Raw genomic sequence first — 17,147 nt, 5'->3', positions numbered from 1 at the left:
TCACGAGCGTGGTCATTTGATCAGGATCGGCGATTCCACGCTGACGTGATCGGCCTCGGAGATCGAAATCCCGAGCCCCAGCATCCAGCGTCCGGGCGTCAACTGCGCCACCTTCACACGCCAGCCATCCTCGCCGTCGCGCGATGCCTCGACCGGCGCGAGTTTCCGGCCGGTCTGCGTATCCACCAGCGTCACCGAAACGGCCTTGGCCGAGAGCGGCGTCTCGTCCGTTGTCTCCAACTGGATCGCGATCTCGACCGGGCCGGCGCGCCCCGGGGAAACCGTGACATTGGCCATCGCCTTCTCGGTGTGCAGATGCGTGAAGAAGCTGTCGTCATCGGTCGCCGCGGCAAGCGGTGTTGCGGCCACCGACAGCAGCGCAGTCATTGCGAACGCGAGGCCCGCGATGGTTCGATTCGAGCTCATGAGGGACTTGATCTGTTTCATCACATCTTCATTCCCGAATGATCGTGCATCTTCTTCATCATCTGCCCGCCATCGCCGGGCGCCTGCGCGCCGACGCCTTGCACATCCAGGGAGACGGTGACCTTGCCGGCCTTCTCGAACTGAAGCGTCACCGGAACCTTGTCGCCCTGCTTGAACGGCCCCTTCAGCTCCTGCAGCATGAGGTGATAGCCGCCCGGAGCAAGCTTCACCGTCTTCCCCGGCTCGATGGCGAGCCCCTGGTCGAGGTGACGCATTTTCATCACGCCGTTATCCATCGCCATCTCATGGACCTCGGCCTTGCCCGCGATATCGGCGGAAACGCTGACCAGCTTGTCCGCGGCCGTCCCCTTGTTCTCGATCGTGAGATAGCCGCCCGCGACCTTGGCGCCGCCCGGCGTCGCCCGACTCCACGCCTGCGAGATGACGAGATCGCCGGCCTTGACGTCCTCGGCAGCCGCTGGTGCAGCTACGAGCACGAGAGCGAGCGCGGCGAGCATCACGTCTTTCAACATAGTCTTCATGTTAGTCTTCCCGTTTGCAGACAGATTTCAGTGCGTGCCGAGCTGCTGGCCCGACCATTTCTCGAGATCGGCCATCTCGGCCGAGCCTTCGATTGTCATGATGGTCCCGTCCCGCGCGATCAGCATGGTCCGGGGAATGTCGCCCTGCCAGGCGGGATCGATCTCGAACCGCAGCCGTTCGACAAAGCCGTCGCTGAAAATGAAATTCTCGGTCGCTGACAGCCCTGCCTTGTCGAGCATCGATTGCGTGGCGGCCGGCAGGTTCGGCACGAGATCGGCGCTGATCGTGACGACGTCGATCCCGGGGTGATCCTTCGCGAACTGCCCGAGCAAGGGGAGCTCGACCTTGCAAGGCCCGCAGGTCACGCCCCAGAAATGCACCAGCGTGGGACGGCCCGCATGTTCCCTGAGCACGCTTTGCCATGTGCCGCGCTCAAACGGTTTGAGAGCCGGCGCCGCCCCGAGCATAGCGACCGACGCGACCAGGATACCCAGACCCAGGAGCCCTGCAAATCGATGTTTCATCGCTGATCCTCGATAGCTGTAAGACGGTATCCGTCCGCCTTCGTCATCCATGACAGGTAAGTCTGCCGGCCATTGGATACGAGCAAAGGATGGTCGGACGTGTCGGTCGTGCTCGATATCGTCTTCGGCGATGACCATGTCTCGCCATCGTCGCGCGAGATCGTCATCTGGACCGAGGTCTTTTCGCCATCGAACTCCTTCCAGACCATGACTGTTCCTGCCGGACCCGCGAGCACGTAGGGGCGCGTCGGATTGCGCCCCGGCTGCCCCAACGGCATCGGCGCCGAGAACGTGCGGCCCTCGTCGCGCGAATGCGCATAGAACAATCCCTTCCGCATCTTTCCGTTTGTGTACCAGGCGACGTGATAGGTCCCATTCGGCGCAACGGTGAGGCTCGGCCCGTGATGCGGGCAGGCATTGATCTGCCAGTCGTCGTTACTGACCCGGCGGATTTCGCCTGGAGTGGCGACGTCGGTGAAGGTCATGACCGCATGATCGCGCACGCCGCCGTCAAAAATGTTTCTGAAGATCACGGCCGGCCGCCCCGGCGCCGCGAATGTCAGCCCCAACCGGCAGCATTCGCAGGTGCCTTCGCGCGCCAGTCGGGCCTCGGCGTAGGTGGTGCCGCCGTCGTTGGACGAGGCAAAGAACAGCCCCGCCCCCTCGTACTTCCGTCCCGCCTCCTTCGCAGGAATGCGATTGCGCTTGTCGAGCCACGCCGCAAAGACCGTTCCCTCCTGATCGAGCGCCAGCGCCTCAAAACGCTGGCTCTCGTTGCTGGCGGTGATGGGCTTCAGCTCGGCAAACCTCTTCCCGCCGTCGGTCGAGCGCGTGTAGAGCACCTGGCCGTTGAAGGCCTCGTCCCTGAAGATCGAGAACGCGAGCACGATGCCCCCCTTGCGATCGACCACGATCTTCGGCCGCGCGTCCGGCCCCCAATCAAGGTTCAGCCGCTTCGCCATGACCTGGGTGGGCGTCGAGAAACTGCGACCTGCGTCCTGCGAACTCGCAACCGAAACCTGCCCGCCCGCCATCCAGACCAGCCACAGCGTTCCGTCCGGACCAAAGGCGGGTGTCACCTTGGTTGCGCAGCGCAGCGTCGGTTCGTCACAGGCAGCTTCAGAGGCATGCTGACCGTGCATCTGCGCGAGCGCCATGCCCGGCAAGAGCGCGAAAGCGACTATCCCGAGCAAGCCGCGTCGGACCATGGTCCTACCCCCTTCAAGAGCCCGGATCATTTGAATGCCACCTTCATACCTGCAACGAACAGGCGCGGCGAGCCGGCGTAGATCGAACCCGTCGTGTTTGCGAGCACGCTCGCAGAATTTTGAAGGCCAGCCGCCGTCACCGTGTTGGCGATGTTGTTTGCCGACGCGACATATGTGCGGTCGAACACGTTCCTGACCTCGAGAAACAGGTTCAGCGATCTGAAGGTGTCGGACACCAGATTGGTCTTGTAGTGGACATTCACATTGACCAGTTCGTAACCCGGCGCCTTCAGTAGATTAGCATTGTCCATGTAGAAGGAATCCTTCCACTGGACCTCGACGAAGCCTCCGAGACCTGCGAGCGGCCCCGCAAACTCGTCATAGCCAACCCGGGCTGTCAGCTCGTTGGGAGAGATGCCGGGTATCTTGTTGCCGGCACGGTTGAAGCTGAACACCGCGCCATTGGTGATATTCTCGACATACTCGGTGTAGACCTCGTCGAGATAGGTATACGCCGCCATGAACCGCCAGCCCGGATAGAACTTCCAGTCGGCGGCGAGTTCGATGCCGCGATGCTCCGATCGCGGCGCGTTGAACGAATAATTTACGCCCGCGACCGGCGTCGCCTGGTTGACGATCTCGTTACGGAAAAACTCGTAAAAGCCAGTAGCGCTGAGCTTAAGTGCGTTGTTCGGCGTCCAATCGAACCCGAGATCGTAGCCAAGATTCTTCTGGGTCTGGAGCTGGGTATTGTTGCCCGACAACCCTGTCGGCAGGATGAAGAGGTTCGAAACCTGCGGAGTGCCGTACCCGGTGGCAACCCGTCCCCGGAGCAGCCACTCATTGTTAAGATTGTAGAGCAGCGCCAACTCAGGCGCGGCATTTTGAAACTGCCGGTCCGCAGTCGTGAGCGTTGTAGTGGTGATGCCAGTGGGGCCAGCATATGCGTATGCCGTATTGATTCCCCTTAGGAGGGTAGTCTCCCAGCCGATGCCGGCAACGGCCGTCAGCGAAGCTGCGAGCTTGAGCTCCTCCCTGGCGCGAACACCATAGTTGGTGGTATCGCTATAGAGGTTGCTCGAGAGCCTGCCGAGCCTGGCATTCCCTCCCGGCATCACATTCCACGTATCGCTCGAAGCCGTCAGCGTGTTGTAGAAGGCACCGAAGAACGTAGTCGACTCCAGGCCGAGAATTTCACCGCGCTTGGTGACGTCACTCATGAAATTGTACGAGGGAAAATCTCCGATCGCGCTGGTCGTGCCGGTTGGCTGGTTGATGTTCCTGTCATCGAAGACGAACTGGTTGCGCCAGGTCGTGGTGTTGTCGAAATCGTGCTCCCAGCGGCCACCGACGATGGTGCGGCGATCATTGCGGCCGAGCCCGGCCTGCACGGCCGTCTCCGTGTCGGTTCCGGCGGTTGCGTTGAAGCCATTGTTGAACAGTCTGACCGTGCCACAGCCGGCCGCGGCCGTGACGCCGGTCGCGCAGCCCTGCTGGAACGGGTTTTGATAGTACTGGTTCAGCGACTGCCGGATCGGCAACCGCGCGCTGAGATCGTTGTTGATGATCTTGACCGTGAAGCGATCGTCCGGCGTCGCCTTCAGCGTTCCGAGGAAGTTGACGGTCTGCGTGTTGAACCAGCTATTGCCGATATAGCCGTCGCCCCGCGTGTCACTTGCGAACAGCGAGCCCTCGAAATTCCCGACCTTCTTTCCGGCGGCAACATAGTTGTTGAGATAGCCATAGCTGCCACCGTCGACGCCATATTCGACGCCGTCGATCGTGCCGCCGGGCCGCGTCCGGAAATTGAGCGCGCCGCCAGTCGCGTAATTGCCGTAGAGCGCCGACGAAGGGCCTCGGACCACGTCGATGGCACCATAGGCATGGGGATCGATCAGATCGCTCCGCGACAGGCCGTCCGGCTGCGTCACCGGAAAGCCGTCGTCGAAGATCACGAGGTTGCGGATGCCGAAGCCGTTCCTCGCGTTGGATCCGCGAATCGAGATGCCGAAATCGCGCGGGCCGTTGCCCTGCTTGATCGAAATGCCGGGGCTGTCGCGCAGGACGTCGCTGACCGAGAACGCCGGGCGGTTGTCGAACTGGCTGCGATCGATGGTTGTCGCGGTCTGGCCGGCCGGCGCCTGATTGAGGCCATCTCGCGCTGCGCTTGCAGTCACGGCCCTGTTTTGAGTCGGTGCGCTGGCGCTCGCGGTCGGCGCAGCGGGTCGCGCCGCACGCCCGGCCGAAGCGGAGCGCGGTTTCGATGGCCGGGGAATCGGTTTGGCACGAGCCGCCTGTGGCGCATCGACGGTAACCGGCGGCAGCACTGTGCTGCTGCTCTGGGCAAAGACTCCGCTCGACGACGCAAGCAGCGCAGCCTGGACGGCAACGACGCTCACACCGCGGCGGGCATGACAACCTAACATGGGGTATTCCTGATGCCGGTTTTCTTCCCGGCTGTTCGACAGCATCAATCGCCAGCGGTCGAGCCGCGGCGATTACGAGGGTCGTCAGGAAATTCGAGGAGGCGCGCGCGCCTGGGCGCTTGAGCCCTTGTGGGCGACAACGGCAGACGCATCCGCCGCGCGCCACACCACGCGTTCGGCGTGGCGGAACGGAGTGGCGAGCGCCAGCTGCGGCGGCGAATCGAGCGACGCGTTTGCCTGCGCCAGACAACAGAGTGCGCACGCAGCGCCATGCGCAGTCGGCGAGCCGGTCCGATCGTTGAGGCCGCCCTGGTCGCTCGCGCTATGGCAGATGACAGCGGCAGACAGCGGATCGGCAACGGCCTGGCCCGCCGCGAGACAGGCGGCAATCGGCGCCAGCACCTGCATCGCCAAAGCTAGCAGGACCAGAGGTAGGAATTTTTGCAGCCGTGCGGGCATCCACCGAACCATTCGTTCGTGCGCTAACTAAACACCGCCCCGGCACCCGAGTCGAGGTCAGTTCCGCCGCCGGCTTGGGCCAGCGCAAATTTCCCCAAATCTGTGATCGGATCCCCCTGCCGGCGGGCGGGGTCCGGCATTTGAGGCAGCCCAACCATCCCCGCCCATCCACAGATTTCTTATATTTGTCATATGCTTAGATGGCCAAAAGCCCGAACATTTCGTCAGCTGCTCTTATTTTGAACAATCGTTGCCGAAAATGATGACAAGTGAGAAAAGTTGATCTAGCATCCTCTTGCTCAGGCGCTGACCGCGAGGTCGAGGCCTGGTGGTCCAAGTCTCGGGAGGAGCCCCTGGCGCGCAAAATGCAGCGTCGCCCCGTCAATCAAGATTAAATCTTAAGATCGGGGATAATAGGGTCGACACAATTTTTGAGCGGGGCCAGGGCCCCGCTCTTTTTTTGCCCGCATGGCTAAAAAGCCGATGAATGCTTCTCCCAATTTGATCGAACAGAGTTTTGAGATCGCGGCACAGCGCTGCGCTGATCTCACGCCGCTCGTCTACCAGAGGATGTTCGAAGCACATCCGGAAACGCGAACAATGTTCCGGACGCAAGGCAGCGAGCTCGTGAAGGGATCGATGCTGGCGCTGACGATCGAGGCGATTCTCGACTTCGCGGGCGAGCGCCGCGGGCATTTCCGGCTGATCGCCTGTGAGGTCGCATCGCACGATGCCTATGGCACGTCGCGCGAGCTGTTCATCGCCTTCTTCGCCATCGTCAGGGATACGCTGCGCGACCTGCTCGGCGATGAATGGACGCCGGATATGGCACTGGCCTGGGACGCATTGCTGGTCGAGATCGACACATACGCCGGCATTCCAGCCTGACGCTTTGCGCTGCACCAACGCGCGGGCAGCGGCGACGCTGCGGCGATCTCGCGATTGATTGCAGATTGAGTGCCAACAACTCTTGTGAGAGACTTTAAGACATCGGTCGCGCAGGCAATGACGCGCCGACGACAAAAGATATGGGAGCGAGCGATGTCCGGGACGAAAGATTTCTCGACGACGAGGCGCGATCTTCTTCAGGCGGCCGCGACCGCCGGCGCCGGGGCTGCCCTCTTCGGCAGCATGGGCATAAATCCAGCACTGGCCGCCGAAGTCGGGCGCAGCGAGAAGCCGCTGAAGGCGGCATTCTCCAATGCCGGCCTTCAGGCCACCTGGTGCGCGCAAGGCAAGCAGGCGGCGGAATTCTGGGGCAAGCTGTTCAACGTCGAGGTCACCTGGTTCGACGGCCAGCTCGATGCGGTGAAGCAGCGCGCCGCGATCGACAACATGGCCTCGCAGAAATGGGACTTCGTCGCGATCCAGGCGTTCGGCATCGGCACCCTCACCCAGCCGGTGCAGAAGATGATCGACGCCGGCACGCCCGTGATCGACATGGACACGCTGATCGCGCCGCTCGATCAGATCAACGTCCACTCCTTCCTCGCCCCCGACAACGAGTTCATGGGCGCCTCGGTGACGCAGGCGCTGTGCAACGCCATGGGCGGCAAGGGCAAGATCATCATGACGCAAGGTGCGCTCGGACATACCGGCGCGCAAGGACGAGCCAAGGGCTTCAACTCGGTCGTCAAGCAATTCCCCAACATCGAGGTGCTCGACACCCAGCCGGCCGACTGGGACGTGTCGAAGACCGCCCGCCTCTGGGAAACCTACCTGACGAAGTATCCCCAGATCGACGCGGCGTTCTTCCACAATGACGACATGGCGCTCGCGGCGGCCAACATCATGAAGGCGCGCGGCCGTACCAACATCCTGATCGGCGGCGTCGACGCCATGCCGCCGGCGATCCAGGCGGTCAGCGAAGGCCGCATGTTCGCGACCGTGCGCAATCCGTCCTGCCGCATCCATGGCGGCGCCATCATCGCGGGCGTCTCGGCCGTGGTCGGCGGCGAGAAGAGCGGACAGGGCATTCCCAAGAACGTCGTCACCGACGGGCCGGTCGTGACCAAGGCCAACGCCGCCGGGATGCAGTGGATGCAGGATCACTTCCTGATCTGAGCCTCCAAGATCTGATCCTTCATGCCTGAGGTGCGTTCGCCCATCCTGGAACTGCAGGGCATCACGAAGAGCTTCGGCGGCGTCGAAGCGCTTCGTGGTGTCGACTTCGCGCTTCTCCCCGGCGAGATCCACGGTCTCGTCGGCGAGAACGGTGCGGGAAAAAGCACGCTGATGAAGATCATCGCCGGCGTGCACACCGAATTCTCCGGCCGTTTCCTGATCGACGGCAAGGAGACGCATTTCCGTTCGACCCGCGATGCGCATGCGGCCGGCATCGCCATGGTGCATCAGGAGCTCTCTGTCGCCCCCGATCTCACGGTCGCCGAGAACGTCTTCCTCGGCAACCAGCCGACCAACGCCCTCGGCCTCGTGCAATGGCGGCGGATGGCGCGCGAGGCCGGCGAGCAGCTCGCCCGCTTCGGCATCGACGTCGATCCGATGACGAGGCTCGGCGATCTCCCGATCGGGCTCCAGCAGCTGATCGAGATCGCGCGCGTCCTGTTCTCCGGCGCACGCATCGTCATCCTGGACGAGCCGACCTCCGCCCTCTCCCCGCCCGAGGTCGAGCGCCTGTTCGCAACGCTCCGGCGGCTGCGCGAGGAAGGCACCGCCATCGTCTTCATCTCGCATTTCATCGAGGACATCCTGCTCGTGTCCGACACGGTGACCGTGTTCCGCAACGGGCGGAAGGTCGCGGAGACCGCGAGCGCGGCGACCAGCAAGGGCGCGCTGATCGAGGCCATGATCGGCCGCGGCGGCGAGGCGCTCGAGCACAGCTACACCGACGATCTGATGCTGCCGCAGCCGAGCGACAGCACGGTTGTGCTGAAGGCCGATCAGCTTTCGCTGGCGCGCAGCCTGAAGGACGTCTCCTTCGAGGCGCGCGCCGGCGAGGTGCTCGGCATCTACGGCTTCATGGGATGCGGCCAGCAGGAGCTCTCGCGCATCCTGTTCGGCAAGCTGAAGCCGGACGGCGGCACGCTGGTGGTCGAGGGCAGGCCCAAGACCTTCGCCAGCACGGCAGCGGCCCGGCGCGCGGGCGTGGCGCTGGTGCCGGAGAGCCGGCGCGACATGCTGTTTCACCAGGAGCCGGTCTACAAGAACATCTCGATCAGCATTCTGGACCGCATCTCGTCCCTGCTGCTCAAGCCGGCGCAAGAACGCGACATCGCCAAACGGCAGGTCGAGCAGTTGCAGATCCGGCCGCCCGTGGTCGGCCTCGATCTCGGCATGCTCTCCGGCGGCAACCAGCAGAAGGTCGCGCTGGCAAAATGGCTGACCTATCCGCCAAAACTGCTGGTGCTGTGCGAGCCGACCCGCGGCATGGATGTCGGCGCCAAGAACGACGTCATCAACATCGTCCGCGACCTCCGCGCCAGGGGGCTCGCGATCATCGTGCTGTCGACCGAGCCGGAAACGGTGCTGTCGCTGGCCGATCGCATCCTGGTGCTCAAGCGCGGCGCATTGGTGCGGGAATTCTCGAACGAGCCGGTCAGCAAGGACCGCCTGCTGGAAGCGGCGTGACGGAGAAGCACATGAGCAGCGAGACGGCCTTTGCGGAAGCCCATCGGGCGCGAGGACTCGCGCCCTTCCTGCGCTCGCAGATGCGCAACATCGCGCCGTTCCTGACGCTGATCTGCCTGTCCGCCTTCTTCGCCTTTGCCAGCCCCTCCTTCGCGACGCTGGACAATCTCGGCAACATCCTGACGCAGGTGTCGGTCACCGGCATCATCGCCGTCGGCCTCACCTTCGTGATCCTCTGCGCCGAGATCGACCTCTCGATCGCCAGCATCGCCAACGTCACCGGCATCGCGGTCGCCTACTTCACGCTGCAGGAGTCCTACGTCAACATCGCCAACATCCCCCTGCCCGGCGCGGTCGCGATCATCCTGTCGATCCTGCTCTGCGCCCTGCTCGGCCTCGTCAATGCGCTGGGGCTGACCGTGATCGGCATCCCCTCCTTCATCATGACGCTGGCGATGATGCAGATCGCCGCCGGCATCTCGGCCCTCTTGGTGCGCGGCCAGATCGCCTACAAGGTGCCGAGCCTGATCACGACGCTCGGCTCCGGCTCGATCGGGGGCATTCCCTGGATCGTCATCGTCGCCGCCATCATGCTGCTCGGCGGGCACCTCGTGCTGACCTACACGCGCTTCGGCCGCTACGTCTACATGGTCGGGGGAAACCGCGAGGCGGCCGAATATTCCGGCCTCAACGTCAAGCTGATCCTCGGCGCCGTCATGGTGATCTCGGCGGTCTGCTCCGGCATCGGCGGCATGCTGGGCGTCGCGCATTTCGGCAGCGCGCAGCAGAACGAGTTCGACACCTACCTGCTCGACTCCATCGCCGCCGTCGTCGTCGGCGGCACCAGCCTGTTCGGCGGCCGCGGCGGCATCGGCAACACCATCGTCGGGCTCTTTGTTCTCGGTGTCCTGAATAACGGCCTCGACCACGTCAACATCGACAGCTTCCTGAAGATCCTGATCCGCGGCCTGATCCTGCTGGCGGCGCTGATCATCAACGTCTATGCGCAGCGACTGAGAGAGAAAGCGGCGGAGTAGGCGGCGCTCAAAACAAAAGTGCGAAAACAACCCCATGCACAGTAGAAACTGAGAGGGAGCTCAGCGGCTTACCAAACGCGTAATGGCGTAAGTGCGGCCGCACCCAAATTTTGACTCGTCGGGCAAAACAGGAGCAGGATGTCATCATGGCGATCGGCATCGGCGCGTCCCTGGCAGCTCTTCTCAAGATCGTTGAACAATGACCCGTCATCCTGAGGCGCGTAGCCTACGATGCGAATGCATCGCATGCGGAGCCTCGAAGGATGAACGGCCGAGGTGCTGGCCGGGCCGTCGCCCTTCGAGGGCCGCTGAAGGAGCGGCCACCTCAGGGTGACGGTGATAGAGCGAAGCGCGCGGCAGCAATCTCCTCACTCCGCCAGCACCTCACCGCATGCCCATCGGCACGCGTCTCCAGCACCGGCCCCGGCTCGCTCCGACACACCGCTTCCGCGTAACGACACCGCGGGCTGAAGGCGCAGCCGTTCGGCGGATTGAGCGGATTGGGAAGGTCGCCGCCTGTCGTCGCGAGCGGTGCGTGGCGCAGCGGATCGGGGATGGCGGCGATCAGGGCTTGCGTATAGGGGTGCGCGGGACGTTCGAAAATCTCGCGCCAGTCGCCGTTCTCCACGATGCGGCCGAGATACATCACGGCGACGCGGTCGCTCATATGCTCGACGACGCCGAGGTCGTGGCTGATCATGATGTAGGACAGTCCGAGCGTGTCCTTCAGCTCCAGCAGCAGGTTGATGATCTGGGCACGGATCGAGACGTCGAGCGCCGAGACGGGCTCATCGCAGATGACGATCCTGGGATTGAGGATCAGCGCGCGCGCTATGCCGATACGCTGGCGCTGGCCGCCGGAGAATTCATGCGGGTAGCGGTCGGCCTGTTCGGGGCGCAATCCCACATGCTTGAGCATGGTCGCGACGCGGTCCTCGATCTCGCTTTTCGCGGCCACCCCATGCACACGCAGGGGATCCTCGAGCGTACGGCGAACGGTCTGGCGTGGATTGAGCGAAGCGTAGGGATCCTGGAACACGATCTGCACGGTGCGCGCCAGGGCCTTGCGATCGGCGGATTGGCTGTCCGTCGCGACCTCCCGCCCGTCCACCACGATACGGCCGCGCGTCGGCTTCAACAGCCCAAGGATCGACAAGGCGACCGTCGACTTGCCCGACCCGGACTCGCCGACAAGACCGAGGCATTCCCCTCGCCTCAAGCTGAGATCGACGCCGTCGACGGCACGGAGCAGCCGACGCTCGCGGCCGAACAAGCCGCCTCCCAGAGGAAAATGAACCGCGAGATCCTCGACCCTGAGGATGAGATCGTCGTCTGGCTTCCGCTGCGGCTCATGCATGGTGGTAACACCTGACGAAACCGCCGGCCTCGAGGACATCCGTCTGCGGCGCAACTGTCCGGCAGATGTCGGTCGCCTGGGCGCAGCGCGGATTGAACCGGCAGCCGTCCGGAAAACTCGTGATCGCCGGGACCACGCCCGCGATTTCCTTGAGCCTGGTACGACCAAGCGCGGCGCGACTGCCCAGCCGCGGCAGCGAGGCGACGAGGCCCTGGGTATAGGGGTGCGAGGGCGCGCTGAAGATGTCGGCCGAGCCGCGCTCCTCGACAATGCGGCCGGCATACATCACGGCGACGCGGCGGCAGACATTGGCGACGAGGCCGAGATCATGGCTGATCATCAGGATCGCCGTTCCCCGCTCGGCACAGAGATTGCGCATCAGCTCGATGATCTCCGCCTGCACGGTGACGTCGAGCGCGGTGGTCGGTTCGTCCGCGATCAGGAGGTCCGGACCGCACGCGAGCGCAATGGCGATCATGACGCGCTGGCGCATGCCGCCGGACAGCTGGTGCGGATAGTCGTTCACGCGCCGCTCCGGCGCGGGCACGCGGACGCTCGCCAGCGCCTCGACCGCAAGCTGGTTGGCCTCCCGCCAGCTCTTGCCCTTGTGCAGCACGAACATCTCGGCGATCTGCCGGCCCACCGGCGAGACCGGGTTCAGCGCCGTCATCGGCTCCTGGAAGATCATGGCGATGCGGTTGCCGCGCAGCTCCCGCTGCCCGGCGACGGAAAGGTGCTGGATCTCCTTCCCGTCGAACCTGATGACGCCGCCGCCGATCGACAAGGGCGGCCGCAGCAGCCCGATCAGGGCGAGCGCCGTGATGCTCTTGCCGCAGCCGGACTCGCCGACAAGGCCGAACGTCTCGCCCCGGTCGATGCGGAACGAAATGCCCTCGGCCGCTGCAACGCGCCTCGATCCATCATCGAGATCGATGCGGAGATCCTCGACCTCGATCAGCGGCACGCCCGTCATGTCCGCCGGCTCCGCGAGTGGGGATCGAGGATGTCGCGCAGGCCATCACCGAGCAAGTTGAGGCCAAGCACCGTCAGGAAGATGGCAAGGCCCGGAAACAGCGAGAGCCACGGCGCCGTCGTGATCTGGTCGCGGGCCTCCGAGAGCATGCTGCCCCAGCTCGGAAAAGGCGGACGGACGCCGAGACCGAGGAACGACAACGCGGCTTCGGACAGCACCGCGCTGCCCATGCCCAGCGTGCCGATGACGACGATCGGCCCGAGCATGTTCGGCAACAGCTGTGTGATCATGATGCGCAGATCGCCGTAGCCGAGCACGGTTGCCGCCTGGACATAGCCCTGGTTCCGCAGCGACAGCGCCGAGGCCCGTGCGAGGCGGCAGGTGAAGGACCAGTTGGTCAAGCCGAGTGCGATCAACAGGCTGGTGAGGCCCGGTCCGAGCACCGCCATGATGGCGAGCGCGAAGATCAGCGAGGGGATCGCGAGCATCAGATTGGTCAGGGCGTTGACGACATCGTCCCACCAGCCGCCAAAATAGCCGGCGCTCAGGCCCAGGGCGACGCCGATGACGCTGTTGATGAGCTGGGAGACGATGCCGACCGTCAGCGAAACGCGCGCGCCGTAGAGGACGCGGGAATAGATGTCCCGGCCCTGCCCGTCGGTGCCGAACCACCAGGTCCAGCTCGGCGGCTCCTCTGCGTTCATGAGATTGGCGTCCATCACGGGATCGGTGTGCGCCAGCCAGGGCGCGAGCAGGCCGACGATGATCGCCAGCGCGAACAACGACCCGCCGATGACGAGATTGGCGCGGAGCTTCATGCGTATCTGATCCTGGGATCGATCACGCCGTAGAGCACGTCGATCAGCAGATTGATCGCGAGAAAGAACAGCACCACTACGAGAATGGAGCCCTGGACGGCGGGAATGTCGCGCTGCAGGACACTGTCGACCAGCAGTGAGCCGATGCCCGGCCAGGAGAACAGCTTTTCGACGACGACCGCCTGCCCCATCAGCGCGCCGAATTGGAGGCCCATGGTGGTGAGGATGAGGACGAGCGCGTTGCGCATCACGTGCCACTTCACGACGCGGGTCTCGCTCATGCCCTTCGAGCGCGCGGTGCGAACGAAATCGGCCGTCATGATCTCGAGGACCGCGGCGCGCGTCGTCCGCGCCAGCAGCGCCATCGGCGAGACGCCGAGCGTCACGGCCGGCAGGATCAGATATTTGAGACCGCCATCGCCGTAGCCGAAGCTCGGCAGCCAGCCGAGTTTGAGCGCGAACAGGTACATCAGGAGCAGTCCGAGCCAGAACTTGGCCAATGACAGGCCCGACACCGCCAGGACCATCGAGACGGTGTCGACGAGGCTGCCCGGCCGCAAGGCCGCGATGAAGCCGAGCGGCACGCCGAGCAGAACCGCAAACGCCATTGATGCGAAGATCAGCTGCAGGGTCGGCCATGCCCGCTTGGCGATCATGGTCGTGACCGGCTCGCGCGTCCGGAACGAGGCCCCGAGATCACCGGTCGCGAGCCTCGCGACATAGGCGCCGAAACGCACATAGACGGGCTGATCGAGGCCGAGCTGCTTCTTCATGCGCAGCTCGACCTGCGGATCGCTGTCGTCGCTCATGGTCGAGGCGATGCTGCCGGGAACCACGCTGAACAGCACGAAGACGAGCAGCACGACGGCGAGCACGGTCGGAATGGTCTGCAGGAGGCGACGGATCAGGAACGCGAGCATCTCAACTTTTCCCGGCTCCCTCCATCGCCCGTTGCGCCGGAGGGAGCGCGCGTGTCACTTCGCGGGCGAGGTCTCGTCGACCCAGAGGTCTTCGACGTTCTGGTGGGTCAGCTCCGTCGCGTTCAACTGAACTCCCTTGAGCCAGGGCTGCACCGCCATGACCGCCTTGTTGTAGTTGAAGAACCAGACCGGCGCCTCGTCATAGAGCAGCGCATTGGCCTTTTGCAGAAGCTGGCCGCGCTTGGCGGGGTCGTCGGCCTGGCCGGCCTCATCGACCAGCTTGTCGAAATCGGCATTCTTGAAGTTCATGTAGTTGCAGGCCGATTGCGGCGTCGATGAGTGGAAGCATTTCAGCGCCGCCTGGGGATCCGGGCCGCTCTGCTGGGAGTAGACGAAGGCCTGGTAGTCGCCGCTGCGAACCACCTCCGCCAGCACCGCGGTCTCGACCTGCTTGACCTTGGCCTTGATGCCGACCTTGTCCAGCATCGGGATCACGGCCGTGACGATCGGCAGGCCCCAGCTCTCATTCTGGCTGGTGGTCCATTCGAACTCGAAGCCGTTGGGATAGCCCGCGTCTGCGAGGAGCTGCTTGGCCTTGGCGGGATCATAGGCGTAGGGCTTCATGGTCTTGTCGTAGAGGGGCGAGGTCAGCGGCAGCCAGCTGGTGGCGCGATAGGCCTTGTTCTTGACCAGCTTGTTGATGATCAGGTCTGTGTCGATCGCATAGTTGATCGCCTGCCGGACGCGCTTGTCGGCGAACGGCTTGAAGGAGGGGTTCATCCCCATGTAGCGCGTGAAGACCTCGGCGACCTCGACGATGGTGCCCTTGAGGGCGGCGTCGGACTGGTAGGCGACATACTGCGCAGGTCCCAGCACCGAGGTGTCGATCTCCTTGTTGCGGAAGGCGACATCGCGTGCCGCTGCCTCGCCCATGACCGAGACGATGACCTTGTCGGCGTAGGGCTTGCCGGGTTTGTAGAACCGGTCCCACCGCTCCAGCACGATGCGCGATCCCGGCACGTGCTCGACGAACTTGAAGGGGCCGAGACCGATCGGCTTCTGGATAAAGCTCTCCTTGGCGGCCTCGTCGGCGGGATAGATCGAGGTCAGCGCGGTGAAGAAGTAGAAGCCCGGATCGACCTTCTCGGTCAGCTTCATTTCGATGGTGAAGTCGTCGATCTTCTTCAGGCCGGAGATGTCCTTGGCCTGGCCCTTCTCCACTGCGGCGGCGCCCTCGATCACGCGGACATAGCGCGCGCCGGGATAGGCCTTGGTGCCGTCCATGATGCGGTTGTAGGACCAGATGACGTCGTCGGCGGTCATCTTGCGGCCATTGTGGAAATAGGCGTCGTCGCGCAGCTTGAAGGTGTGAACGAGACCTCCGCCCGAGACGACGACCTCCTTGGCAAGCTCCGGAACCGGCTTGCCTTCCGCGGAATCCCAGATGTAGAGCGAGCGGTGCAGCCCCTTGGCGTAGATCTCGTCCTGGGCGCGCTGGGTGGTGTGAATGTCGAGGCTGGTGAAGCTCGAGCCATAGGGCGCCGTCATGCGGACGGTTCCGCCCTTGCGTGGCGTCTGGGCCTCCACTGTTCCGGCTAGCGCCAGCCCCAAGCCGGCGACGATTGCAATCACCCTGAACATCATGAGTCCCCCAACAACGCAGGTTTGTTCCGACAACAGATTTGATCATTCGTCGCCTGTCGAAAGCAAGCTTCGTTTTGGTGGCAATCGATGCCGGTTCCTGAGGCAGTCCTCGACGGAGACCGCGGGGCAAGCCGATTGACGCGGTGCGTCATCCAGGGACCGGTGAACATTTTTCGTGATCGAGGCGACCAAGCTCAGGATCGTTATCTGAGCGCCAAGGATCGCGGAAAAAATGAATCGCCGAACGCTAGGTGCCCTGCTCGCCGGCAGTCTGGTCGTCGCCACGGCCGTGCTGGCAAGCCCGGTCGCGGCCAGCCTCGGCCGGGAGAGCTCGGCAGACAGCATCTGCTTCGGCTGGAGTCGCACCACAGGCGTGAACGACTATCTTGACGAAACGTGGTGGGCGGTCCGGGGCCATGACACTCCAGATAATTTCGTCGAACGACTGCTCAGCATCGCCGTCGGAGCGGTCGCACGCGGCGCAGGTGCGGGTTTCGAGGCCAGGGTTTCCCAGGGCACCGGTCTGCCACTGCCAGAGAGCTGGAGCATCGCTACGGCGAAGAATTCGCCGTTCATCACGTCGGTCTACGCCGAGACCCCGCGCGATCTCGCGGCGGTGCTCGGCTTCTATCGCGCCGAGCTCGGCAAGCGTGGCTGGATCGAGACCGTGGTCGAACCGGACCGGGCCGTGATCACTTTCACGACGCCCCGTGGACCGGTCCTGCTCCGGCTTTCCCGTCAGGACGACAGGACAATCGCCGAACTTTCGCTGCGCAGACCGGGTATCGCGGATGCCGGCCTCCCGCCGAGGCCGAGGCAGGCAAAGCTGATGGTCGGCAACACGTCGGACGAGGAAGCGGTCATCACCGTCGCCGACCAGACCATCAAGCTGCCGGCGCACGCCGGTGAGAAACTGGCGGACTCCGACTCCGCCGCAGCCGAAATACCGGACAGCCAAAAGATCGATCTGCCGCCGGGCAGGTACAAGGTCACCCTCAAGGTTGACGGCCGTGCGGCAGAGAGCCGGCAATTCGAGGTCGCGGCCAACGAGACCTGGGGTCTCCTGGCCGGCACGGACGGTGCCCTGCTGCCGATGCGACTTTATTGAGGCGCGCGACGATCTCTCGCCTCGTCATTGCGAGGAGCCCTTGCGACGAAGCAATCCAGAGTCTTTCCGGAGAGGGACTCTGGATTGCTTCGCTGCGCTCGCAATGACGGAGTGTG

General features: G+C 64.0%; 16 protein-coding genes. 5 read left to right on the top strand and 11 right to left on the bottom strand.

The features are described from left to right. Nucleotides 1–12: 12 nt before the first annotated feature. The 6 genes from N2603_RS21020 to N2603_RS20995 form a co-directional block, all read right to left on the bottom strand. Nucleotides 13–426, bottom strand: coding sequence for a hypothetical protein (locus tag N2603_RS21020; RefSeq protein ID WP_260423859.1), 414 nt, complete (start codon nt 424–426; stop codon nt 13–15). A 20-nt stretch (nt 427–446) separates the two neighbouring features. Next, nucleotides 447–968 carry a copper chaperone PCu(A)C gene (locus N2603_RS21015; RefSeq protein WP_260423858.1) on the bottom strand — a complete coding sequence of 174 codons (522 nt, stop codon included), beginning with the start codon at nt 966–968 and terminating at the stop codon, nt 447–449. A 27-nt stretch (nt 969–995) separates the two neighbouring features. Then, nucleotides 996–1,493 (bottom strand): TlpA family protein disulfide reductase, encoded by a 498-nt coding sequence (locus N2603_RS21010; protein WP_018642343.1) that lies wholly within the window; start codon nt 1,491–1,493, stop codon nt 996–998. Next, complete coding sequence (locus N2603_RS21005) at nt 1,490–2,701, bottom strand: sialidase family protein (protein WP_260423857.1); 1,212 nt, start codon at nt 2,699–2,701, stop codon at nt 1,490–1,492. The genes N2603_RS21010 and N2603_RS21005 overlap by 4 nt, the downstream gene beginning before the upstream one ends. A 26-nt stretch (nt 2,702–2,727) precedes the next feature. Beyond that, on the bottom strand, nt 2,728–5,127 hold the full coding sequence (locus N2603_RS21000; protein ID WP_260423856.1) for a TonB-dependent receptor family protein: 2,400 nt from the start codon (nt 5,125–5,127) through the stop codon (nt 2,728–2,730). Nucleotides 5,128–5,211: 84 nt separating this feature from the next. Then, nucleotides 5,212–5,586, bottom strand: coding sequence for a DUF2946 domain-containing protein (locus N2603_RS20995; RefSeq protein WP_260423855.1), 375 nt, complete (start codon nt 5,584–5,586; stop codon nt 5,212–5,214). Nucleotides 5,587–6,069: 483 nt separating this feature from the next. Here N2603_RS20995 and N2603_RS20990 point away from each other — a divergent pair, with 483 nt between their 5' ends. The 4 genes from N2603_RS20990 to N2603_RS20975 all read left to right on the top strand — a co-directional run bounded on the left by N2603_RS20990 (nt 6,070) and on the right by N2603_RS20975 (nt 10,211). Further along, a complete protein-coding gene (locus N2603_RS20990; protein ID WP_260423854.1) occupies nt 6,070–6,474 on the top strand; it encodes a globin in 405 nt (134 codons plus the stop codon). 153 nt (nt 6,475–6,627) lie between these two features. Then, nucleotides 6,628–7,650, top strand: a complete 1,023-nt coding sequence (locus N2603_RS20985; RefSeq protein WP_260423853.1) for a sugar ABC transporter substrate-binding protein — start codon at nt 6,628–6,630, stop codon at nt 7,648–7,650. A 21-nt stretch (nt 7,651–7,671) separates the two neighbouring features. Beyond that, nucleotides 7,672–9,174: a sugar ABC transporter ATP-binding protein gene (locus N2603_RS20980; RefSeq protein ID WP_260423852.1), complete on the top strand. Its 1,503-nt coding sequence runs from the start codon at nt 7,672–7,674 to the stop codon at nt 9,172–9,174. Nucleotides 9,175–9,185: 11 nt separating this feature from the next. Next, a complete protein-coding gene (locus N2603_RS20975; protein WP_260423851.1) occupies nt 9,186–10,211 on the top strand; it encodes an ABC transporter permease in 1,026 nt (341 codons plus the stop codon). A 325-nt stretch (nt 10,212–10,536) separates the two neighbouring features. Here N2603_RS20975 and N2603_RS20970 read toward each other — a convergent pair whose 3' ends face one another. From N2603_RS20970 to N2603_RS20950, 5 genes are read right to left on the bottom strand one after another with little or no spacing between them, the layout of a single operon-like run. Further along, the gene (locus N2603_RS20970; RefSeq protein WP_260423850.1) at nt 10,537–11,568 is read right to left on the bottom strand and encodes an ABC transporter ATP-binding protein; all 1,032 of its coding nucleotides are present in this window, start codon (nt 11,566–11,568) and stop codon (nt 10,537–10,539) included. Further along, the gene (locus N2603_RS20965) at nt 11,561–12,541 is read right to left on the bottom strand and encodes an ABC transporter ATP-binding protein (RefSeq protein WP_260423849.1); all 981 of its coding nucleotides are present in this window, start codon (nt 12,539–12,541) and stop codon (nt 11,561–11,563) included. Before N2603_RS20965 ends, N2603_RS20970 begins: the two co-directional genes overlap by 8 nt. Then, nucleotides 12,538–13,359: an ABC transporter permease gene (locus tag N2603_RS20960; protein WP_018642354.1), complete on the bottom strand. Its 822-nt coding sequence runs from the start codon at nt 13,357–13,359 to the stop codon at nt 12,538–12,540. The genes N2603_RS20965 and N2603_RS20960 overlap by 4 nt, the downstream gene beginning before the upstream one ends. After that, nucleotides 13,356–14,279 carry an ABC transporter permease gene (locus N2603_RS20955; RefSeq protein WP_260390224.1) on the bottom strand — a complete coding sequence of 308 codons (924 nt, stop codon included), beginning with the start codon at nt 14,277–14,279 and terminating at the stop codon, nt 13,356–13,358. Before N2603_RS20955 ends, N2603_RS20960 begins: the two co-directional genes overlap by 4 nt. Nucleotides 14,280–14,333: 54 nt before the next feature. Continuing rightward, nucleotides 14,334–15,923, bottom strand: a complete 1,590-nt coding sequence (locus N2603_RS20950) for an ABC transporter substrate-binding protein (RefSeq protein WP_425248998.1) — start codon at nt 15,921–15,923, stop codon at nt 14,334–14,336. Nucleotides 15,924–16,155: 232 nt separating this feature from the next. Between N2603_RS20950 and N2603_RS20945 the strand changes: the two genes are divergently transcribed. Beyond that, nucleotides 16,156–17,031 (top strand): hypothetical protein, encoded by an 876-nt coding sequence (locus N2603_RS20945; protein ID WP_260390222.1) that lies wholly within the window; start codon nt 16,156–16,158, stop codon nt 17,029–17,031. The last annotated feature ends 116 nt before the right edge of the window (nt 17,032–17,147 follow it).

The sequence above is a fragment of the Bradyrhizobium huanghuaihaiense genome (assembly GCF_025200885.1).
Lineage (GTDB): Bacteria > Pseudomonadota > Alphaproteobacteria > Rhizobiales > Xanthobacteraceae > Bradyrhizobium > Bradyrhizobium huanghuaihaiense.
This window is presented reverse-complemented; position numbering and strand designations above follow the sequence as displayed.